At 60.3% G+C, this 20,600-nt stretch carries 18 protein-coding genes; 6 read left to right on the top strand and 12 right to left on the bottom strand.

Going from position 1 to position 20,600, the window contains the following annotated elements; all coding sequences use genetic code 11:
* Position 1 precedes the first annotated feature (1 nt).
* The 4 genes from coaD to AC3IT6_RS27580 form a co-directional block, all read right to left on the bottom strand.
* A complete protein-coding gene (coaD, locus tag AC3IT6_RS27595) occupies positions 2–481 on the bottom strand; it encodes a pantetheine-phosphate adenylyltransferase (protein ID WP_223455913.1) in 480 nt (159 codons plus the stop codon).
* Positions 482–596: 115 nt separating this feature from the next.
* Positions 597–2,192, bottom strand: coding sequence for a GMC family oxidoreductase (locus AC3IT6_RS27590; RefSeq protein WP_489353731.1), 1,596 nt, complete (start codon positions 2,190–2,192; stop codon positions 597–599).
* A gap of 127 nt (positions 2,193–2,319) precedes the next feature.
* Entirely contained in the window at positions 2,320–2,865 is a 546-nt protein-coding gene (locus AC3IT6_RS27585; RefSeq protein ID WP_223445261.1) for a twin-arginine translocation pathway signal protein, read from the bottom strand.
* Between the two features lie 28 nt (positions 2,866–2,893).
* Positions 2,894–4,324, bottom strand: coding sequence for a coniferyl aldehyde dehydrogenase (locus AC3IT6_RS27580; protein WP_489353730.1), 1,431 nt, complete (start codon positions 4,322–4,324; stop codon positions 2,894–2,896).
* 145 nt (positions 4,325–4,469) lie between these two features.
* On the opposite strand from AC3IT6_RS27580, the gene AC3IT6_RS27575 reads away from it, so the two are divergent.
* Both AC3IT6_RS27575 and AC3IT6_RS27570 read left to right on the top strand, forming a co-directional pair.
* Entirely contained in the window at positions 4,470–5,141 is a 672-nt protein-coding gene (locus tag AC3IT6_RS27575; RefSeq protein ID WP_489353729.1) for a TetR/AcrR family transcriptional regulator, read from the top strand.
* Between the two features lie 35 nt (positions 5,142–5,176).
* On the top strand, positions 5,177–6,031 hold the full coding sequence (locus tag AC3IT6_RS27570; protein ID WP_489353728.1) for a sulfurtransferase: 855 nt from the start codon (positions 5,177–5,179) through the stop codon (positions 6,029–6,031).
* A gap of 121 nt (positions 6,032–6,152) precedes the next feature.
* Here the strand turns inward: AC3IT6_RS27570 and AC3IT6_RS27565 are convergent, their stop codons facing one another.
* The 8 genes from AC3IT6_RS27565 to AC3IT6_RS27530 all read right to left on the bottom strand — a co-directional run bounded on the left by AC3IT6_RS27565 (position 6,153) and on the right by AC3IT6_RS27530 (position 15,960).
* The gene (locus AC3IT6_RS27565; RefSeq protein ID WP_489353727.1) at positions 6,153–6,992 is read right to left on the bottom strand and encodes an AraC family transcriptional regulator; all 840 of its coding nucleotides are present in this window, start codon (positions 6,990–6,992) and stop codon (positions 6,153–6,155) included.
* A 3-nt stretch (positions 6,993–6,995) separates the two neighbouring features.
* Positions 6,996–7,982, bottom strand: a complete 987-nt coding sequence (locus AC3IT6_RS27560) for a hydrolase (RefSeq protein WP_489353726.1) — start codon at positions 7,980–7,982, stop codon at positions 6,996–6,998.
* Between the two features lie 196 nt (positions 7,983–8,178).
* Entirely contained in the window at positions 8,179–9,438 is a 1,260-nt protein-coding gene (locus AC3IT6_RS27555) for a M16 family metallopeptidase (protein ID WP_489353725.1), read from the bottom strand.
* Between the two features lie 169 nt (positions 9,439–9,607).
* Complete coding sequence (locus AC3IT6_RS27550) at positions 9,608–10,960, bottom strand: M16 family metallopeptidase (protein WP_489353724.1); 1,353 nt, start codon at positions 10,958–10,960, stop codon at positions 9,608–9,610.
* Positions 10,961–11,051: 91 nt separating this feature from the next.
* Positions 11,052–12,398 (bottom strand): M16 family metallopeptidase, encoded by a 1,347-nt coding sequence (locus AC3IT6_RS27545; protein WP_489353723.1) that lies wholly within the window; start codon positions 12,396–12,398, stop codon positions 11,052–11,054.
* 127 nt (positions 12,399–12,525) lie between these two features.
* A complete protein-coding gene (rsmD, locus tag AC3IT6_RS27540) occupies positions 12,526–13,122 on the bottom strand; it encodes a 16S rRNA (guanine(966)-N(2))-methyltransferase RsmD (protein WP_489317560.1) in 597 nt (198 codons plus the stop codon).
* Entirely contained in the window at positions 13,122–14,612 is a 1,491-nt protein-coding gene (locus AC3IT6_RS27535; RefSeq protein WP_489353722.1) for a M16 family metallopeptidase, read from the bottom strand. The genes rsmD and AC3IT6_RS27535 overlap by 1 nt, the downstream gene beginning before the upstream one ends.
* Positions 14,605–15,960, bottom strand: a complete 1,356-nt coding sequence (locus AC3IT6_RS27530; protein ID WP_489353721.1) for a M16 family metallopeptidase — start codon at positions 15,958–15,960, stop codon at positions 14,605–14,607. Before AC3IT6_RS27530 ends, AC3IT6_RS27535 begins: the two co-directional genes overlap by 8 nt.
* Before the next feature lie 343 nt (positions 15,961–16,303).
* Between AC3IT6_RS27530 and ftsY the strand changes: the two genes are divergently transcribed.
* The 4 genes from ftsY to rpoH all read left to right on the top strand — a co-directional run bounded on the left by ftsY (position 16,304) and on the right by rpoH (position 20,504).
* Positions 16,304–17,842, top strand: coding sequence for a signal recognition particle-docking protein FtsY (gene ftsY / locus AC3IT6_RS27525; RefSeq protein WP_489353720.1), 1,539 nt, complete (start codon positions 16,304–16,306; stop codon positions 17,840–17,842).
* A complete protein-coding gene (gene ftsE, locus AC3IT6_RS27520) occupies positions 17,839–18,510 on the top strand; it encodes a cell division ATP-binding protein FtsE (protein ID WP_007975383.1) in 672 nt (223 codons plus the stop codon). Before ftsY ends, ftsE begins: the two co-directional genes overlap by 4 nt.
* A complete protein-coding gene (gene ftsX / locus AC3IT6_RS27515; RefSeq protein ID WP_489353719.1) occupies positions 18,507–19,529 on the top strand; it encodes a permease-like cell division protein FtsX in 1,023 nt (340 codons plus the stop codon). Before ftsE ends, ftsX begins: the two co-directional genes overlap by 4 nt.
* 120 nt (positions 19,530–19,649) lie before the next feature.
* A complete protein-coding gene (rpoH, locus tag AC3IT6_RS27510) occupies positions 19,650–20,504 on the top strand; it encodes an RNA polymerase sigma factor RpoH (RefSeq protein WP_150725044.1) in 855 nt (284 codons plus the stop codon).
* The last annotated feature ends 96 nt before the right edge of the window (positions 20,505–20,600 follow it).

The raw sequence follows: 20,600 nt of genomic DNA, 5'->3' as shown, positions 1-20,600 counted from the left end.
GTTACTTCTTGAAACGTTCGGTCAGTGCGTCCGCCACCACAGGGTGCACGAACTTGGTGATATCGCCGCCCAGGGCTGCGATTTCACGGACCAGCGTCGAGGAAATGAACGAGTAACGCTCGGAGGGGGTAAGGAACAGGCTTTCCACGTCCGGCGCCAGCTGACGGTTCATGTTGGCCAGCTGGAACTCGTATTCGAAGTCCGACACCGCGCGCAAACCACGCAGGAACACGTTGGCATTCTGCTCTTTGGCGAAGTGCGCCAGCAGCGTCGAGAAGCCGACGACTTCAACGTTCGGCAGATGTTTAGTGACCTCGCGCGCCAGTTCTACCCGTTGTTCCATAGGAAACAACGGGTTTTTCTTCGGGCTCGCGGCGACGGCGATGATCACGTGATCGAACAGGCGCGAGGCGCGTTCGACCAGATCGCCATGGCCCTTGGTAATAGGGTCGAAGGTACCTGGGTACAACACTCGGTTCATCGCGTCGTCCTGGCGGGAATCCGTTGGGGAGTCGGATGGTATCGCAGCCTTCCCGGTCGGCCAAGTCGCCTGTTAGGTAAGAAAGCACTATAGACGATGGGAATTATCGTTATTTTCATGGGTTTTTTAAACGTTCGGCCAGGGATGTCGCCAGTTGCGCCGTCAGTCCGTAGACCGACAACTGCGGATTGGCGCCAATGCTGGTGGGGAACAGCGAGCCGTCGTGGATCGACAGATTGCCCAGTTGATGATGCCGACCGAGGCTGTCGGTCACCGCGATTGTCGGGTCTTCACCCATGGCGCAACCGCCCATCACATGGGCGCTGCCCAGGCGTGTGCGATACAACTCCATACTCAGGCCGTCGATCAGCGTGCGCGCTTCGGCGAGGGTCTTCACGTAACGGGCATCGGCGTGCATCGGCATCACGGCCTTGGCGCCACCGGCGAACTGGATCTCGGCCATGGTATGGAACGCCCGGCGCAACCCATCCCAGGCGTAGGGTGATAGCTGGTAATCCAGCACCGGCGTGTCATCGCTGCGCAATTCGACGCTGCCACCGGGGCTGTCCGGGTGAAAACCGTCCCGCAGCAACGCCAGCATGGCGTGGGTATGGGCCAGATTGGCCATGTGTTGCGAGTTTTCCTGGCCGAAACCACCGAGCAGTGTCGTGGCCAGCGCCGGGTGCAGGGGCGGGACTTCCAGTTTGTAGGACATCTTGCCCGTGGTGCCGTCCTGCCATTGGAAATGGTCGGAATAGATCGACTGCGGCGCGCCGTAGAAGGGGTTGACCACTTCGTCGAACAACGCGGCGGACATGTTCACCGGGTGCAGGAACGTACGTTTGCCCAGGCGCTTGTGCGGGTCGGGTGCCCCGGAGCGCATCAGCAAGGCCGGGCTGTTGATACCTCCACCGGCCAGCACGAAATGCCGCGCCTTGACCGTGATGGTGCGCCCGGTCGGTGCGACGCAGCGTTCATCCATCGCCGAACATTGCAGGCCGGTGACCTTGTCGCCGCTGATGGTGAGTTTTTCGGCGCGGGCCAGGTAAAGCAGCTCGCCGCCTTTTTCCAGGGTTGCTGGAATGGTGGTGACCATCATCGATTGCTTGGCGTTGGTCGGGCAGCCCATGCCGCAGTAGCCGAGGTTCCAGCAGCCACGAACGTTGCGCGGGATGACATGCCATGAGTAATTCAGTGCTTCGCAGCCCTTTCGGATCACTTCGTTGTTGGCGTTGGGTGGCACCATCCACGGCGCGACGCCCAGGCGTTGCTCCATTTTCTCGAACCACGGCGCCATTTCCGCCGGGCTGTGGCCCTTGACGTTGTGCTCTTTGGCCCAGTGTTCCAGGGTCGGCTCCGGGGTGCGGAAACTGGAGGTCCAGTTGATCAGCGTGGTGCCGCCAACCGCCCGGCCTTGCAGGATAGTGATCGCACCGTCCTTGCTCATGCGGCCGATGCCTTCCTGATAAAGGCTGCTGTAGGCCTGGTCTTCGAGCAGCTTGAAGTCGCTGCTGGTCTTGAGTGGGCCTTCTTCGATCAGCAGCACTTTGTAGCCGGCTGCGCTGAGGATTTCGGCGGTGGTGCCGCCGCCGGCGCCGCTGCCGATGATCGCCACGTCCGCTTCGAGTGTCAGGTCCTGGGTCAGTTGCGAGCCGTTGTAGGTTTTCCAGCCTCGGGCCATGCCTTCGCGGAACGGATCGGGTACGGGCATCTTCGGGTTCTCTTTTTATTGTTGGGGATGTGGTGTGGCGGCTGGCGCCTTCGCGAGCAAGCCCGCTCCCACAGGGTCATGCGGTCAATGTGGGAGCGAGCTTGCTCGCGATGGGGGCGCCACGGTTTCAGACCGTTGGCGGCCCGGGATACCCGCAATGCGCCCACGATTCCTTGCGGCCGTACCAGGCCATCATTACCAGTTGCAGCAAGGAACTGTGGCCCATGCGCAACAGGCTCAACGAGCTGTTTTCCCAGCGATCGAGAAAAGCTCGGATGTCGTTGGAGCTGGCGTTCTCCCAGCTGCCCCAGACCCCGGTCAACGGTCCGCGGGTCACGGCCATGCCCAGCACATCGAACAATTGTTGGGTCAGCTTGAGCATTTCCGGCGACAGGTGAGCGAGGTTGTAATCCAGGCTTTTCAGTGTGCCCTCGACAGCCTCGGGTATCCGTTCGACGGTCACGGCACCTTCGAGCATGACCGGGAGCAACGCCCGCAAAAACAGCAGGTCGCCGCTGCGTAACGTGACGAAACCATTGGCCGGCACGCTCGACGAACAACCGCTGAGGCTGGCTCCGAGCCCGGCGGTGGCGAGGAAAGCTGTGGCGCCGAGGCTGAATTTAAGCAGCCCGCGCCGTGACAGCGCGGGTGAATCGGACAGGCTGGGGTTCATTATTGTTATTACCCGACGGTGATGATCGTTAGCGTATGAACAGCTTCTGGATCAGCTTCTGAATCGACTTGCCGTACGGCGGATAGATCAACTTCGCGGCGTTGAACCGCTGTTTGATCAACACGCCCTTGGCCTTGCTGAAGGTCAGGAACCCTTCATGGCCGTGGTAGTGGCCCATGCCCGAGGCACCGATACCGCCAAACGGCATGTCGTCCTGGGCGACGTGCAGCAGGGTGTCGTTCAGGCACACGCCGCCGGAATGGGTTTCGTGCAGCACGCGCTGTTGTTCGCGTTTGTCGTAGCCGAAGTAATACAGCGCCAGTGGGCGAGGGCGCTGGTTGATGTAGGCAAATGCCTGGTCCAGATCCTTGTACGGCACGATCGGCAGCAGCGGCCCGAAGATCTCGTCCTGCATCACCGTCATCTCGTCAGTGACATTGAGCAGCAGACTATGGCTCATGCGGCGGCCCTGGCCCTGGTCGAACAGCGGCATCAGCAGCGCACCCTTGCTGGTGGCGTCGCTGATGTAGCCGTTGAGGCGCGCCAGTTGTCGCTCATTGATGATCGCGGTGTAGTCCGGGTTGTCGGCCAGCGTCGGATAAAACCCGCGGACGGCTGTGCGATAGGCTTCGATGAAACCTCCGACGCGATCCTCAGGCACTAGCACGTAGTCCGGAGCCACGCAGGTCTGGCCGGCGTTCAGGGTCTTGCCGAAGGCGATGCGCTCGGCGGCGTCCTTGAGCGGCACGTCGTGAGAAACAATGGCCGGGGACTTGCCGCCCAGTTCCAGGGTCACCGGGGTCAGGTTTTCCGCGGCGGCGCGCATCACGTGTTTGCCGATGCTGGTGGCGCCGGTGAACAGCAGGTGATCGAACGGCAGGCGTGAAAACGCCACGCCCATATCCGCCTCGCCCAGCACCACGCAAACCAGGTCTTCGGGGAAGATTCGCGCCAGCAGTTGCTTCATCAGCAGGCCGGTCGCGGGGGTCGACTCACTGAGCTTGAGCATCACCCGATTGCCCGCCGACAGCGCGCCGACCAACGGACCGATGGCCAGGTACAGCGGGTAGTTCCACGGCACGATGATCCCGACCACGCCCAGCGGTTGGTAAACCACTTTGGCCGAGGCTGGCTGGAAAGCGGCGCCAACCTTGCGCCGCGAAGCTCGCATCCAGCCCTTGAGGTGTTTGCTGGCGTAATGGATGCCATGCAGGCTGGGCATCAGTTCGGCGAGCAGGGTTTCATCGGCGCTGCGATTGCTGAAGTCCTGGCTGATCGCATCGATCAGGGCCTGGCGTTCATTGTTCAACAAATCCTTTAGCGCCTTGAGCCATTGCTGGCGCTGCGCAGCCGGTGGCATCGGGTTGGCGGCATAGGCGGCACGCTGGGCGTCGAACAGGACCTGAAGCTCTTCCAGCGGCTGCTGTAGGTTCTGCAGGTAGGAAATTTCAGCAGTCATGGTCGGCTCCGGATTTATTGTAATGAAGCACTTTTTAGAGCCTATACTCTAAAAAGTCAAATGACATCCTGGAACAGCTTTGTTTTATCCGCTCGCGGATAGATCTAAGATGCCCGTCAACGCACTCTGAATTAAAGCTCAAGCCATGGCCCCACGGATCAAAACCAGCGAGCGCATCGTGCAGAACAGCCTGGAGCTGTTCAACCAGCAGGGCGAGCGCAGCATCAGTACCAACCATATTGCTGCCCATATGGAAATTTCCCCGGGCAACCTGTACTACCACTTCCCTAACAAGCAGGCGATTATCGCCGTGTTGTTCAGCGAGTACGAAAGCCTGGTGGACAGCTTCCTGCGCCCGCCCCAGGGCCGTGCCGCCACGGTGGAAGACAAGCGTTTCTACCTCAAGGAACTGCTGGCGGCGATGTGGCGCTACCGCTTTCTGCATCGCGATCTCGAACATTTGCTCGACAGCGACCCGGACCTGGCTGACCGCTATCGACGTTTCTCCCAGCGCTGCCTGATCCAGGGTTCGGCGATCTACGAAGGTTTCGTCGCCGCCGGTATCCTGAAGATGGACAAGGTGCAGATCGAATCCCTGACGCTCAATGCCTGGATCATCCTCACGTCCTGGGTGCGCTTCCTGTGCACCACGCGGGAGAACTCCAGCCATTTGAGCGAGCAGGCCATTAAACGCGGGGTGTATCAGGTTTTGGTGCTGGAAGCCGGGTTCGTCACGGATCAGGCCCGCGATGCGGTCAATGCGTTGTTCGAAGAGTTTTACGTGCCCTTGGCCCAGGCGCTTGAGGAAGTGTCGTAGGATCGAAATCCGATAAAAAATCACAGGAGCCCGCTATGCCCATTGCGCAACTGATCAGCCCGCAAGCACTGGACCTGAAAAAGGACCAGCCGGGGCTGGTGATTCTGGATTGTCGTTTTGCCCTCGAAGACCCGGATTACGGTCAGCGCAGCTATGCCGAAGGGCACATCGCCGGTTCGAGCTATGCCGACCTTGAGCGTGATCTGAGTGGCGCGGTGGTCAAGGGCGTGACCGGGCGTCATCCGTTACCCGAGCCGGCGCAACTGATCGAGCGCCTGCAAGCCTGGGGCATCAATGCCGATAGCGAAGTGGTTCTGTATGACGACGGTCCGGGGGCCTATGCGGCGCGGGCCTGGTGGTTGCTGGCATGGTTGGGCAAGCGCGACGGTGTATTCATCCTCGATGGCGGTCTCAAGGCCTGGCACGCGGCCGGTTTGCCGCTGAGCCTGGATGCGCCGGCGATTACCCGTGGTTCTTTCACCGGCAGCCCTGACACGGCGTTGCTGATCAGTGCCGAGCAGCTGCAAAAGTGCCTTGCGCGGCCGGAACTGACCTTGCTCGATGCCCGTGCATTGCCGCGTTTCAAGGGTGAAGTGGAACCGATCGATCCGATTGCCGGGCACATTCCTGGCGCCCAGTGTGCGGCGTTTACCGAGAACCTGGGCAGTGACGGGCGCTTCCTGCCGGCCGATCAGCTCAAGCAGCGTTTTGCCGCAAAACTGGGCGCTCGCTCGGCGAATGATCTGGTGGCGTATTGCGGTTCCGGCGTGACGGCGTGCCACAACCTGTTTGCGTTGTGCCTGGCCGGTTATCCGTTGGGTTCGTTGTATGCCGGGTCGTGGAGCGAGTGGATCAACGAGCCTGCGCGGGGCATTGCCACCGGCGAATAAACACCACACAACCCTGTGGGAGCGGGCTTGCTCGCGAAAGCGGTGTGACAGTCAAAGAAGATGTTGACTGAACCACCGCTTTCGCGAGCAAGCCCGCTCCCACAATGGTTTTTCGTTGTCATCAAGATCCGGGTAACTGCCGGGCTGTGCGATACGCCCCCGGTCCAACCCCATACACCTGCTTGAACTGCCGGCTCAGATGGCTCTGGTCGGCAAACCCCAGTTGCATCGCGACCTCCAGCGGCAGACAACCACTTTGCAGCAACGTCCGTGCCCGGGCGATGCGCTGTTGCATCAGCCAGGTATGCGGCGGCATGCCGGTGGCCCGGCGGAACACCCGGGCGAAATGGAATGGCGAGAGGTTGACCGCCGCCGCCAGCGCTTCCAGTGAGGGCGGTGCTGCCAGTTGCGCGTGCAGCAATTCCTTGGCCAGGCTCACGGCCCGGTGTTCCTTGCCAGGTTTGCCGGCATCGGGCACCGCCGCATGACGCTGCAACAGCGACAGCACCAGTTCGCGCCAGACCGTTTGTTGCTGCAATGCGGTGGCGGGGCTTTCCAGCAAGTGGTGAAGCTGGCAGAAACCGTTCACCAGGTCCTGATCGCGATACAGCGTGGCGCCGAAGGCCGGCAAGTGATGGGTCGGCAGTTCGAGTTCGGCCAGCAGCGAGGTTATCTGCCCGCTGTCCGGATAAAACGCCCGGTAAAGCCAGCCATCCTCGGTGCCTTTGTGGCCGGTGTGCAATTCATCGGGGTTGATCAGCACCAGCGTGCCGCTGCCCGCCAGGTGTTCGGCGCCGCGATAGCGATAACGCTGGGCGCCGGCCATGATCATGCCGATCACATAGCCGTCATGCACGTGGGGGGCGAAACGATGATCGATGTAGCGGGCGGACAATAGCTCGACCCTGGCCAGCGGCGGGGTTTGCCAGAAGTGGATTGACTCGCCTTGGTCAGCGTCCATGATTCAAGTGCGCCCTGTGGCGGCCAGCCACTCGGGGACGCGTCGTTCCAGGTAGTAACCCGGTTGCCTGAGCGTGCCGTCGACGAAGCCGACATGCCCGCCCTTGGCTTGCAGTTCGAATTGCGTGCAAGCGGACAACTCATCGACGTGCGGCAGGCTGTGGGGAAACACGAAGGGGTCGTCGGCGGCCTGAATCATCAAGGTCGGCGTACGAATTTCGCCAAGGAAATAGCGGCTTGAGGCGCGACGATAGTAATCCTCGGCATCGACAAAGCCGTTCAGCGGTGCGGTAACCCGGCCATCGAAGTCCCAGAATGTGCGCATGTTTTCCAGCGAGCCAAGCGCCGCCAGGGCTGCCAGGCCCTCCTCGCGTCCGTCGTGCTGGAACTGTCGCTGCTTGTTCTTGATGTAGGCGACCATCTCACGCATGAAATGCGCCTGGTAAACCTTGGAAAAACCTTGGCCAATGCGGTCGGCGCACTGGTCCAGGCGGAACGGCACCGACACCGCCACGGCGCCCGTCAGGTCGCTGTCGCTGCCGGTTTCGCCCAAATGCTTGAGCAGGACATTACCGCCCAGGGAGTAACCCACCGCATACAGTGGCGCGAGAGGTCGTTTGGCCCGCAAGTGCCTGATGGTTTCGGCCAGGTCTTCGCTGGCGCCGGAATGGTAGCTGCGCGGCAACAGGTTGGGTTCGCCCGAACAACCGCGCCAGTTCAGCGCAACGCTGGCCCAGCCTCGGTCACCCAGGGCTTTTTGCATGCCGGCGACATAAGGCGAATTCGACGAACCCGTGAGTCCGTGCAACACCAGCACCAAGGGTGCGTCGGCGCTGTGCGGGCCATGCCAGTCGAGGTCGAGAAAGTCGCCGTCTTCAAGCCAAAGACGTTCGCGTTCGCGGCCGATGTGGACGGTTTTACGCCACAGCGGTCCCCACAAGGTTTGCAAGTGCGGATTGCCGAGGCCGAAGGCGGGGGTGAAGGTTTTCATCGGAAATCGGGGTGCGGCGTGTAGTGAGGCTTGCTGTTCAATTGCAGACCGCTGCTTGCGAAATGTAGGGGGATTCATGGGGCGTATCGTGCGCGCCGCAAGTTGCTAACTTGCCACAAACCAGGTGGATTCGCGACCGATGAAAGTCGGCCCCTGTGCGGTGGGAGCACCGGGGCCGGTTTTCCGGAACTGATGATCAGGCAGGGGTCCCGGTTACGTCGGGGGTATTTTTCTCGATGGGAAACACATGAGCGACGGTTGCGCGTTCGCGGGTGAAGTAGGCGTTGGCTGCCAGCTGAATATCCTGCGTAGTGACGCTGCGTAATTGCGCGACCTCAAGATCGATCAACTGCCATGGCTGAGCAGTTGCAACAAGATGGCCGATGCCGCCCGACTGTCCAATAGGGGTGTCATAGAGTGCCTGCCGGGCGGAGCTTTCCTGCATGATGGCGGGCTCGATTTCCTCGGGAGTGAACGGCACGCGCTTGACGTCATCCAGCAATGCCCACAGATCGGCTTCGGCTTTCTGCGGATTACCCTCGAAGTGGAACGCAAGGATGAATCGGTTATTGGCTCGACTGAGTCGAAAGGTGGTCGCAATAATTGTCGAGCGGTTGTCATTCCCGAATGACTTCAGACGTGCCGAGGATTCAAACAGGGAATCCAGTATTTCCAGTGCCCTGACGGATTGTGGATCGGGGGCGTTTGCCATCCCCGGTGTGTTGAATATGACGAGCATCAGCGGGTATTCGGTTCCCAGACGTTGCGTTATCTGGCGGTAACCGGGCTCTGACGGTCCTTTTATCAAGGGCCTGAAGGGGGTGACATGCTGGTCTTTCGATCCGAAGTGACGCTCGACCAATTGTCTTGCCTCCTCGATCTCGACATCGCCGACAATCACCAGGCATGCATTGCCGGGGCAATACCGGCTCTGACGCCAGTTTCTGAGATGTTCAAAGGTCATGCGTTCAAGATTGGCGGCAATCGCTTCGTTAGGTCTGTAGTAACTGTTTCCGGTGTTTATCAGGGCGTCGATTTCCGGACTGAAGTTGATCGCGGATATGAACAGGGACTTTTCCTTGTTAGGCAGCAGTTCTTCGTCCAGCCAGGTGCGCAGCCATTCATCCGATAGTTCGCTCGTCATGATGGTCGACTGGATTTTGATAGCGCTTTCCAGGTGTTCGGTGGCGATCAGTAGACAGTCGCTCAGCCTTTCAGGGGCGCCGAGGTTTAGATGAATGGCTCCGGTTTCTTTGATGAAATCCTCATAGTCAGGCATCAGTGCATTTTGTAATACACGTGTGACCCCGAAGTCTTCGGGGCGCTCGTCATCGGATCCTACGGCAAAAGCCAGTGTGAGTCCGACCTGAGGGGTTCTGTGATCCTCGCGGACAATGACCCTGAGGCCATTGTCGAGGGTGAAGTCATGGGTGGGTTTTGGAGTTCGTTCAGTCATTGGCTTGTTCATCCATTAATAGTCTATTGCGTCCATGCGAGCTGTTTCGCACGCACACAATGAACTAAAAACTGCGGATCCAGCCATTTCGGATGTATTACGTTTTAAGAGCAAGGATGCGGTAAAGACGTGTTCCATCGGCCTTGTGAATGATTATCGGAGTGGACTTTCAATTTGTACTTTGTCGTGGCTTGTCTGGTGCACGACACATGATATTGGTTGCGCTTTCGCCAGGCTCTGGCAGCGGTTGTTGATCTGTCTTCGGCCCAAGGATTACAACGCGCCATTGGTCGGCGTGGTAATGCCGGTTGAGTGCGTTTTTGATTGATACAAGGTTCAGCTTCAAGGCTGCTTGCGTGGCAAAGTCGAGGTCCAGCGGTAGATCGTGGGCGCTGATGGCGTACAGCTGTCTCAGAATCTGTGCATTGGTAGCGCTGTTCAACGGCGCGCTACCGGTCAGTTGCTGCTGGATGTCTTCGAGTTCCTTTTGGGTCGGCCCTTGGGCGAGAAAGTCGCTGAACTTCGTCTTGATATGGGACAGCACGGCATCGGCCTGCTCTGGTCGAGTCTGCAATTGAATGATCAGCAACCCCTGTGCCTGAAGGGCAGAAAGATTGGCTCCAACGCTGTAGGTCAGGCCTCGGCGTTCACGGAGTTCATCTGTCAGCCGGTTGGTGAAAATCCGCATGGCCAATTGAAGCGCGACATAGTCCGGACTGCTCCGCAGGACACTTGGCTGGGCAAGGCGCAGGTAAGCCTGGGTCGATGGTCGCTCAACGCGCAGCGGGCTTGGAGCGGCTGGACTGATCACTGGCTGGATCGCGGCAGTGGCCGGTCCCATGGGGAGGGCCGCGGATATCTGCGCACCGATGCGCTGGGCTTCTTCCTCGGTGAGGTCGCCGACCAGTGTGATCTGGGCATTGCCCGCGGCATAAGCCTCGCGATGAAAGTCTTGCGCCTGGGTGCGGGTGATTGAGGCAAGCCCTGTCCGGGTTCCGTAGAGGGACTGAGCATAACCGTGGTCGGGAAACATCTGGCCGAAATTGGCTTCTCGGGCTTGAGCGGTATGGGACTGATCTTCACGGTCCAGAAAATACTGCAATTGGGATTTCACCCCAGGCAGGGACTCTTGCGGCAACAGCGGCTTGCCGAGTACCTGGGTAAACAGTTCCAGGGCTGGAGTGCGCCGTGATTCGTCACTCAGACTACGCAGGGAAAACCAGGTCCGGTCCTGACTGATACCCATATTCATCCTTGCCCCCAGATTATCGAATGTCGCTTGTATGGCATTGATGTCCTTGCCAGCTACCCCCTCATTCAAAAGGCTATAGGTGACCGCGGCCAGGCCGGGTTGATGCGGGGTGTGGGCGCTGCCGGCGGCAAAACTCACCAGGACATCGAACATCGGTAGGCCAGGGATGCGGATGAACAGGATCTTGGTTCCACTGAGGGTTTTGTAACCTTTGATCGGCAGTGTGCGGTGGGTCGCCGACGTCTGTGATTCGTTGAGCGATTGCAGCACTGGCTTCTGGGGCGCCGTGGTTGCAGTGGCTGTGGCCTGTGCACTCAACAGCATGCCGGCCAGGATCAATCCATTGATGAGGCCTTTGAGCTTATCCATTGTTTTTCTCCGGCAAGATTTTCGCGGTACTCAGGCGCTCGCGCGTCAGGTACGTCTTGGCGACTTGTTGAATTTCCAGGGGCGTGACCTTGTTCAGCTCATCCGTATCCTGATCGGCCAGCCGCCAGTCCAGGCCGATGGTTTCCAGCAGGCCCAAGGTGTGCGCCTGCCCTTCCAGATCATCCTGCGCATAAACCGTGTTAGCGATCACAAGGTTTTTCACGCGCACCAGTTCTGTCGGTTCCGGTGCCTTGCTCTTCAGTGATTCGATCACTTGCCACAGACGGGCGAGGGCTTCGTCAGCGTCATTGAGCTTGTCCGGGTTGAGCTGTGTGCTGATGGTCAGCAACGAATCGCCGCGATTGAAGGCGTCGTACTCTGACTGGGCCTCAGTGAATATCGCCTCGCTCAGTTGCAGTTGCTGTTTGATCCGCGCGCTACTGGATCCGGCCAGTAACATGTTAAGCAGGCGCAGGGCATGGGCGGTTCGACGATCCGGTGCCGTGGTCAGGCTGGGCGCGTTGAAGCTCATGATCAAACGCGGGGATGCTACCGATGCGTGCAGGGTCAGTGACCGTTCTCCGGCAGAAGCCAGCTCGACGGGTGCGGGCGCCACGGGTGTCGCACGTCGCTCAAGATGGCCGAAATGTTGCTGTGCCAGGGCCTTGATCCGCTCAGGTGCAACATCGCCAACGACCACCAGCGTCACATTGTCCGGCGAATACCAAGCCTGATACCACTGCTGCAATTGCACGGCGTTCATGCGTTGCAGATCGTGCATCCAGCCAATCGTCGGGGTGCGGTAGCCGCTGGCCGGGTGGGCGATGCTGTTCAGTCGTTCTTGAACCGATGCGGTGATTTCATCATCAACGTACATCCGACGCTCCTCCTGAATGACCTTGAGCTCCGGTGTGAAGTCCTGTGCATTCAGCTCGGCCGTACTCATCAGATCGGCGAGTATTTCGAACGCGACGCCCGTGCGGCCGGAAGGCAGTGTCTGGTAAAAGACAGTGAAGTCAGTGCCGGTAAATGCGTTTTGGCTGGCGCCAAGTTTATCCAGTATCGCCGCGAACTCTCCGGCGCAGGCCTTGCTGCTGCCCTTGTAGACCATGTGTTCGAGGGCGTGGGACAGGCCCGATTGGCCGGGCGGTTCGTAGCTTGCACCGACCTTGATCCAGAGTTGGGCGGTGACGATGGGGGAACGGTGGTCCTCGCGCACGACAACCTTGAGGCCGTTGTCCAGTACGAAGTCTTGCGTCGCAGGGGGGGTCGCCGCGCCGGCCATGAGCGGTAGCCAGGCGATAAAGGGCAGCACGAATAGGCTGCGGGAGATGTTCATCCGTGTTCATCCTCAGTGGTTTGCAGGTAATTGCGCAAACCACTGTGGATGATCCGTAAGGATGTCAGGCGGTAACTATGTAGTGCACCTCACAACCCAGGTTTGGGGCAGTCGTCTCGCGGAAATGTCAGGCGCTGCGCTGCCACAACGAGTAATACACGCGTCCGGATTTCTGCTCCCGGTGCAGGCGCCAGTTCTCCGGCAGGCCCAGGGTCGACGGCGCGGACTCGCTTTCGGTGTACACCCAGGCATCTTCGGCCAGCCATTGGCGCTCTTCGAGCAACTTGCAAACGGCGGGCAGCAGGTCCTGGTTGAACGGCGGATCGAGGAATACCAGGTCGTAGGCCGTTGCGGTCTGGGTTTCCAGGTAGCGCAGGGCATCGGCGGTCTGGACCTGGCCGTTGGTGCATCGCAACGTCCCCAGGTGCTCTTTCAGGCTGGATACCGCGATACTGCTGGCGTCCAGCGCCTGGCCCATGGCCGCGCCACGGGACAAGGCTTCGAGGAACAGCGCGCCGCTGCCGGTGAACGGGTCGAGCACCTTGGCGCCCGGCACGTAAGGTGCGAGCCAGTTGAACAGGGTTTCACGCACGCGGTCCGGCGTCGGACGCAGGCCCGGGGCATCGGGGAAGCTCAGCTTCCGGCTGCGCCATTCGCCGCCGATGATGCGCAGCTGGTTCACGCCGTTATGGACGTTTTTGGCGGGTTTTTTAGGATGGGCCATTAATGCTCCGGAACCCCGAGCGGCTGCTCGGAAGGTTTATCAGTAGGGGCCGGTAACGGCTTTTGCGGCACGGTCGGGCCAGCGCTGACGATGACCATCTTGTCCGTGCTCAGGTGTTTGTTCATGGCGGCTTTGACTTGCTCGACGGTCAAGGCCTGGGACTGCTGCATGAAGTCTTCCAGGTGACTCAACGGCAAGTTGTAAAAACCGATGGCGCCAAGCTGGCCGACGATATCGGCGTTACTCGCGGTGGACAGCGGGAAGCTGCCGGCCAGTTCGCGCTTGGCGTCGTCCAGCTCTTTTTCGCTCGGGCCGGTTTTAAGATAGTCGGCCAGTACATCCTGCACCAGTTTCAGGGTGCCCTCGCTCATCTCGGCGCGGGTTTGCAGGTTGATCATGAACGGGCCGCGCACCTGCATCGGGGTGAAGCCCGAATACACGCCGTAAGTCAGGCCACGCTTCTCGCGCACTTCGCTCATCAAGCGGGTGCCGAAGCCGCCGCCACCGAGAATCTGGTTACCCATGGACAACGCCGCGTAGTCCGGGTCGTCGCGGTCGATGCCCAATTGCGCGAGCATCAGGTTGGTCTGCTTGGACGGGAACTCGATATGGCCGACGCTGGCCTTGGGTTCGACGGGCTGCGCGATTTTCGGCAAGTCCGGGCCTTTGGGCAAGGCACTGGAAACCTGTGCGGCAATCGCTTCGGCTTCCGCGCGGGACAGGTCGCCGACCAGTGCGATCACCACGTTACCGGCTGCGTAGGCTTTCTCGTGGAAAGCACGCAGCTGTGCCTGGGTGATCGCCGGTACGGTTTTCGCCGTGCCGTCGCTGGCGTGTGCGTACGGGTGATCACCGTACAAGCGGTTCATCAGTTCCAGGCTCGCCAGTTTGCCGGGGTTCTGTTTCTGGTATTCGAAACCGGCGAGCATCTGGTTCTTGATGCGGGCCAGCGAATCGGCAGGGAAAGTCGGCTTGCCGATGACTTCGGCGAACAGCTTCAGGGCCGGCTCGCGCTTGTCCTTGGCACTCAGGCTGCGCAGCGAAGCGATTGCCATGTCCTTAAACGCGCCGTTGCCGAAATCGGCGCCCAGGCCTTCGAAGCCTTGGGCAATGGCACCGACGTCTTTGCCGGCCACGCCTTCGTTGAGCATGGCGTTGGTCAACACCGCCACGCCCGGTGCATCGCCGTCCTGGCTGCTGCCGGCAGCGAAGATCAGGCGCATGTCGAACATCGGCAGCTCATGGGCTTCGACGAACAGCACCTTTGTGCCTTCGGCGGTGTTCCAGGTCTGCACGTCCAGCTTGCGGTGTTCCGGTGCCTTGCCGTTGAGCTCGGTCAGCGATTGCAGTTTCTGGCTGGCCCTGGCCTTGTCCAGGGCTTCGCTGGCATTGGTTTCACCGGAGCGCGACAGATAGAACGCGGCGGAACCGATAACGGCGACGGCGACCAGGCCGATCAGGGCCAGGCGGGAGGGTTTACGCTCACTCATGAGTCGTCTCCAGAGGCAGTACATGGGCGACGCTGAGACGTTCGCGGGTGAAATACAGCTTGGCGGCTTTCCGGATATCTTCCGGCGTGACGCTTTCCAGGTCGGCCAGTTCGGTGTCCATCAGTCTCCATGACAGGCCGACGGTTTCCAGTTGGCCGATGGCCGTGGCCTGGCTGGTGATCGAGTCGCGCTCGAAGACCAGGCCGGCGATGACTTGTGCGCGGACCCGTTCCAGCTCTTCAGCGGTTGGCGCGGTGGTTTTCAGTTGGTCGAGCAGCTTCCACAAACCGGCTTGCGCTTGGGCGATGGTCTTGTGTTTCTGTGAGTTTGGCGATGCCGACAGAGTGAAGAGGCTGTCGCCACGGGTGTAGGCGTCGTAACTCGACGAACCGCCGGACACCAGTTCTTCGCCGCGCTCCAGTTGCGTCGGGATGCGTCCGCTGTAGCCACCGTCAAGCAGTGCCGAGATCAGCCGCAGGGCATTGACCAGGCGTTTGTCGTCGGTGGTGGCGATGCTCGGCACGTTGAAGGCCAGCATCAGGCTAGGCAGTTGGGTCTGCACGTGCAGAGTGATCTGGCGCTCGCCCGGTTCGGCCAGTTCCAGCGGTTTTTTCGCGGCCGGCACATCACGCTTGGCGATCGGGCCGAAATAGCGTTGGGCCAGGGTTTTGACTTCGTCCGGGGTGACATCGCCGACCACCACCAGCGTGGCGTTGTTGGGCACGTACCAGGTTTCGTACCAGTGGCGCAGCTCTTCGACTTTCATCCGCTCAAGGTCGGCCATCCAGCCGATAGTCGGTGTGTGATAGCCGCTGGCCGGGTAGGCCATGGCCTTGAAGCGCTCGTAGGCCTTGGACATTGGCTTGTCGTCGGTACGAAGGCGACGTTCTTCCTTGATGACCTCGATTTCCTTGGCGAACTCGTCGGCCGGCAGGCGCAGGCTGGCCATGCGGTCGGCCTCCAGCTCGAAAGCCACGCCCAGGCGATCCCGGGCCAGCACCTGGTAGTACGCGGTGAAGTCATCGCTGGTGAAGGCGTTCTCTTCGGCGCCGAGGTCGCGCAGGATCAGTGACGCTTCGCCGGGGCCGACTTTCTCGCTGCCCTTGAACATCATGTGTTCCAGGGCGTGGGACAGGCCGGTATTGCCCGGCGTCTCGTAGCTGGAGCCGACCTTGTACCAGACCTGGGAAACCACAACAGGTGCACGATGGTCTTCGCGTACAACCACCTTCAAGCCATTGTCGAGAGTGAATTCGTGGGTGGGTTGCGGGTCGGCAGCCAAGGCCGAAAGGGGCAGGCAAACTGTGCTGAGCAGCAGGCCTGCGGCGCGGCGGGCAAGAGCATTCATTCGTTTTCAAACCTTTGGGGCTGCCCGCTTGTTCTTAGCGTCAGCGGGCGAGAGGGTGCTAGGATACTGATCCGTTTTACTGGCGGCCACGCCTATCAGGCCTTTGACCGGCCTGCGGGTTGTATGGGTTACCGGCAGAAACTTTGAGTTTGTCAGCTAAACTCTGCGTTTTCGCCGACGATGCCGTTCCAGTCCTTCGTATTAGTCGACCTTTGAGGCGCCGTTGGCACCTCGACAAAATGTTGCGCGTGAACAAGCTGGGTGAAACACAGTCTGTTCTGCATCGAATATTTATTTGCCGGGGCGCCATTGGCGCGTCGCTACCGTGAGATAGCCGTCCTCCATGTTTGGTTCCAACGACGACAAGAAGACCCCAGCTGCGGCTGGCGAGAAGAAAAGCCTGTTCGGATGGCTGCGCAAAAAGCCGCAGGAACCCGTCGTCGAACAGCCACAAGCCATTCCTGAACCAGCGCCGACGCCGGTCCCGGTATTAGAAGAAGCGCCCGCGCCGGTTGTTCTGCCGGTTGCCGAGCCGGTACTGCAATCGCAGGCTGAATCTGTTGTTGAGCCTGTCAGCGAAATTATCGAAGCGCCGCTGACTCCGACTGCCGAGCCATGGCTGACCTTGCCCGTGGCGGAGGAGCCGGTGGCATTGGTCGAAAATGACTTGGCTCCTCACGTGACGCCACCGATTCCGGCTCCGGCAACGTTTACGCCTGCACCGGCTCACGCGCCTGTGGTCGAACCGATTGTTGAACCGGTCGTCGTGGTCGAGCCTGTGCCCGTTGTCAGCCAGCCTGAGGTTCCGGTATTCGTTGCTCCGGTTGCTCCGGTTGCTCCGGTTGCTCCGGTTGCTCCGGTTGCTCAAGCGCCTGCACCCGCTCCGATTGCTGAGCCGATCGCGGCGCCCGTCGAAGCCCCGGCGGAGCCCGTACGCACCGAAGAAACCAAAGCCGGTTTCTTCGCCCGCCTCAAGCAGGGCCTGTCCAAGACCAGCGCCAGTATCGGCGAAGGCATGGCCAGCCTGTTCCTGGGCAAAAAGGTCATTGATGACGAGCTGCTCGAAGACCTCGAAACCCGTTTGCTGACCGCCGACGTTGGTGTCGAAGCCACCTCGGTGATCATTCAGCGTCTGACCCAGAAGGTTGCGCGCAAGGAGCTGGCCGACGCCGATGCCCTGTACAAATCCCTGCAAGCCGAGCTGGCAGCGATGCTCAAGCCTGTCGAGCAGCCGCTGAAAGTCACCTCGCAAAACAAGCCGTTCGTGATTCTGGTGGTCGGCGTCAACGGTGCCGGCAAGACCACTACCATCGGCAAGCTGGCGAAGAAGCTGCAGCTGGAAGGCAAGAAAGTCATGCTCGCCGCTGGCGACACCTTCCGTGCCGCGGCGGTGGAGCAATTGCAGGTCTGGGGTGAGCGCAACAAGATCCCGGTGATCGCGCAGCACACTGGCGCCGACTCGGCCTCGGTGATCTTCGACGCCGTGCAGGCCGCCAAGGCCCGTGGCATTGATGTGCTGATCGCCGACACCGCCGGCCGCCTGCACACCAAAGACAACCTGATGGAAGAGCTGAAAAAGGTTCGCCGGGTGATCGGCAAGCTCGACGCCGACGCTCCTCACGAAGTGCTGTTGGTGCTTGACGCCGGCACCGGCCAGAACGCCATCAACCAGGCCAAGCAATTCAACCAGACCGTCGAACTGACCGGCCTGGCGCTGACCAAGCTCGACGGCACCGCCAAAGGCGGGGTGATTTTTGCCCTGGCCAAGCAATTCGGCCTGCCGATCCGCTACATTGGCGTCGGCGAAGGCATCGACGATTTGCGTACCTTTGAAGCAGAACCCTTTGTCCAGGCATTGTTTGCCGAGCGGGAGCGTTCATGATTCGTTTCGAACAGGTCGGTAAGCGCTACCCGAACGGTCACGTCGGCTTGCATGAGCTGAGCTTTCGAGTCCGTCGTGGCGAGTTCTTGTTTGTCACCGGCCATTCCGGCGCCGGTAAATCCACGCTGTTGCGCCTGTTGCTGGCGATGGAGCGCCCGACCAGCGGCAAGCTGCTGCTCGCCGGGCAAGACCTGAGCACCATCAGCAACGCACAGATTCCTTTCTTGCGCCGGCAGATCGGCGTGGTGTTCCAGAATCACCAGTTGCTGTTCGATCGCACGGTGTTCAATAACGTCGCGTTGCCTTTGCAGATCCTGGGGTTGTCCAAGGCCGAAATCGCCAAGCGCGTGGACTCGGCACTGGAGCGCGTGGCGCTGTCGGATAAAACCGATCTGTACCCGGGCGACCTGTCCACCGGTCAGCAGCAGCGCGTCGGCATCGCCCGCGCCATCGTTCATCGTCCGGCCTTGCTGCTGGCGGATGAGCCGACCGGTAACCTCGACCCGCGCCTGGCCGCCGAGATCATGGGTGTGTTCGAAGACATCAATCGCCTGGGTACCAGCGTGCTGATCGCCAGTCACGACCTGGCCCTGATCGCCCGTATGCGCCATCGCATGCTGACGCTGCAACGCGGTCGATTGATCGGTGACGGGGAGGCCGCGGTATGAGTGCAACACGTAGCCCCAAGGTTTCCGAGCGTGTGGCCCCGAAGGCCGCCGATCCGCAGCCGCAAAAGAAAAAACGCGATGATGACGACGGGCCGGACTTTGCCACGTTGTTCCGCGCCTGGATCGAAAGCCATCGCGCCAGTCTGGTGGACAGCCTGCGCCGCCTGGGCAAGCAGCCCATCGGCAGTTTTTTCACCTGCATGGTGATGGCGGTAGCCCTGAGTTTGCCCATGGGGCTGTCACTTTTGCTAAGTAACGTCGAGCGCTTGGGCGGTTCCTGGCAGCGCGCGGCGCAGATTTCCCTGTATCTGGACCTTGAGGCCAGGCCTGCCGAAGGCGAATCGCTGCGCGATCAGATCAAGGGCATGCCTGGCGTCGCCGATGCCGAATATGTTGGCCGGGAGCAGGCGCTGGAAGAGTTCCAGCAACAGTCCGGTCTGGGCGAGGCGCTCAAGGAGTTGCCGGAGAACCCGCTGCCGGGCGTGGTCCTGGTGACGCCGAGCGAAGTCGACAAGCCAGCCCTTGAAGCATTAAGGCAAAAACTATCCGAGCTGCCGAAGGTACAACAGGCGCAACTTGATTTAGTCTGGGTCGAGCGTCTGGCAGCCATCCTCAAGCTGGGTGACCGTTTTGTCTTCGGTCTGACCGTGCTTCTGGTTTCTGCATTACTTTTGGTGATAGGCAATACCATTCGTCTTCATATTGAAAACCGCCGCACAGAGATAGAAGTGATTAAACTGGTCGGCGGCACTGACAGCTATGTACGCAGGCCCTTTCTGTATATGGGCGCGTTGTATGGCTTCGGTGCGGGGATTCTGTCCTGGGGCGTACTGGCGTTCGGCCTTGATTGGCTGAACGACGCGGTGGTGGGGCTGGCCGGTTTGTACGGCAGTGATTTTGCGCTGGCTGGAGTGCCAGTTGCCGACGGTCTGTCTCTCTTGCTTGGCGCGGTGCTGTTGGGGTATATCGGTGCATGGATTGCAGTCGCACGCCACCTGAGGGAGCTTGCGCCTAAGTAGTATCATTTTGCTCGTATTGACCTTTCAGCGTTTTTGGGTTTTAGGGAACTTGTCTTTCGGTTTCCGGTCAATTTTCGCAGTGCTGAACTGCACGAGTTTGTAAGTCGGAGGTTTTTTCGTATGACCAATTCTTTGCAACCTGCATATGCTCTGGTCCCGGGTGCGAACCTGGAGGCCTATGTGCACACCGTCAACAGCATTCCATTGCTGTCGCCGGAGCAGGAGCGTGAACTGGCCGAGAGTCTCTATTATGAGCAGGATTTGGGGGCGGCTCGGCAGATGGTGCTCGCCCACCTGCGTTTTGTCGTACATATCGCCCGTAGCTATTCCGGCTACGGCCTGGCCCAGGCTGACCTGATCCAGGAAGGCAACGTCGGCTTGATGAAGGCCGTGAAGCGCTTCAACCCGGAAATGGGCGTGCGCCTGGTGTCCTTTGCCGTGCACTGGATCAAGGCGGAAATCCACGAGTTCATCCTGCGCAACTGGCGCATCGTGAAAGTCGCGACCACCAAGGCCCAGCGCAAGTTGTTCTTCAACCTGCGCAGCCAGAAGAAGCGTCTGGCCTGGCTGAACAACGAGGAAGTCCACCGTGTGGCGGAAAGCCTCGGTGTAGAGCCTCGGGAAGTGCGCGAGATGGAAAGCCGCCTGACTGGCCATGACATGGCCTTCGACCCGGCTGCCGAAGCGGACGACGACAGTGCTTTCCAGTCGCCGGCCAACTATCTGGAAGACCACCGGTACGACCCGGCCCGTCAACTGGAAGATGCCGACTGGAGCGACAACTCCAACCACAACCTGCACGAAGCGCTGGAAGTGCTGGACGACCGCAGCCGTGACATCCTCTACCAGCGCTGGCTGGCGGAAGAAAAAGCCACGCTGCACGACCTGGCGCAGAAGTACAACGTGTCGGCCGAGCGTATTCGTCAACTCGAGAAGAGCGCGATGAACAAGCTCAAGGTGTCGATCGCTGCGTAACTGGTGGGCAGGTAATAGAAAACGCCCCGATCATTGATTGGGGCGTTTTTGTTTGTGTCTGATGGTCGGCTTGCGATGGACCCTGTGGGAGCGAGC

It is taken from the genome of Pseudomonas sp. KH_017 (assembly GCF_057840285.1).
Note: the sequence above shows the minus strand (reverse complement) of the source record. Positions and strands in the feature narration are given on the sequence as shown.

Excerpts from the sequence above, each read along its gene's own strand:
- coaD (WP_223455913.1), bottom strand. The coding sequence starts at position 481 with ATGAACCGAGTGTTGTACCCAGGTACCTTCGACCCTATTACCAAGGGC.
- AC3IT6_RS27590 (WP_489353731.1), bottom strand. The coding sequence starts at position 2,192 with ATGCCCGTACCCGATCCGTTCCGCGAAGGCATGGCCCGAGGCTGGAAA.
- AC3IT6_RS27585 (WP_223445261.1), bottom strand. The coding sequence starts at position 2,865 with ATGAACCCCAGCCTGTCCGATTCACCCGCGCTGTCACGGCGCGGGCTG.
- AC3IT6_RS27580 (WP_489353730.1), bottom strand. The coding sequence starts at position 4,324 with ATGACTGCTGAAATTTCCTACCTGCAGAACCTACAGCAGCCGCTGGAA.
- AC3IT6_RS27575 (WP_489353729.1), top strand. The coding sequence starts at position 4,470 with ATGGCCCCACGGATCAAAACCAGCGAGCGCATCGTGCAGAACAGCCTG.
- AC3IT6_RS27570 (WP_489353728.1), top strand. The coding sequence starts at position 5,177 with ATGCCCATTGCGCAACTGATCAGCCCGCAAGCACTGGACCTGAAAAAG.
- AC3IT6_RS27565 (WP_489353727.1), bottom strand. The coding sequence starts at position 6,992 with ATGGACGCTGACCAAGGCGAGTCAATCCACTTCTGGCAAACCCCGCCG.
- AC3IT6_RS27560 (WP_489353726.1), bottom strand. The coding sequence starts at position 7,982 with ATGAAAACCTTCACCCCCGCCTTCGGCCTCGGCAATCCGCACTTGCAA.
- AC3IT6_RS27555 (WP_489353725.1), bottom strand. The coding sequence starts at position 9,438 with ATGACTGAACGAACTCCAAAACCCACCCATGACTTCACCCTCGACAAT.
- AC3IT6_RS27545 (WP_489353723.1), bottom strand. The coding sequence starts at position 12,398 with ATGAACATCTCCCGCAGCCTATTCGTGCTGCCCTTTATCGCCTGGCTA.
- rsmD (WP_489317560.1), bottom strand. The coding sequence starts at position 13,122 with ATGGCCCATCCTAAAAAACCCGCCAAAAACGTCCATAACGGCGTGAAC.
- AC3IT6_RS27535 (WP_489353722.1), bottom strand. The coding sequence starts at position 14,612 with ATGAGTGAGCGTAAACCCTCCCGCCTGGCCCTGATCGGCCTGGTCGCC.
- AC3IT6_RS27530 (WP_489353721.1), bottom strand. The coding sequence starts at position 15,960 with ATGAATGCTCTTGCCCGCCGCGCCGCAGGCCTGCTGCTCAGCACAGTT.
- ftsY (WP_489353720.1), top strand. The coding sequence starts at position 16,304 with ATGTTTGGTTCCAACGACGACAAGAAGACCCCAGCTGCGGCTGGCGAG.
- ftsE (WP_007975383.1), top strand. The coding sequence starts at position 17,839 with ATGATTCGTTTCGAACAGGTCGGTAAGCGCTACCCGAACGGTCACGTC.
- ftsX (WP_489353719.1), top strand. The coding sequence starts at position 18,507 with ATGAGTGCAACACGTAGCCCCAAGGTTTCCGAGCGTGTGGCCCCGAAG.
- rpoH (WP_150725044.1), top strand. The coding sequence starts at position 19,650 with ATGACCAATTCTTTGCAACCTGCATATGCTCTGGTCCCGGGTGCGAAC.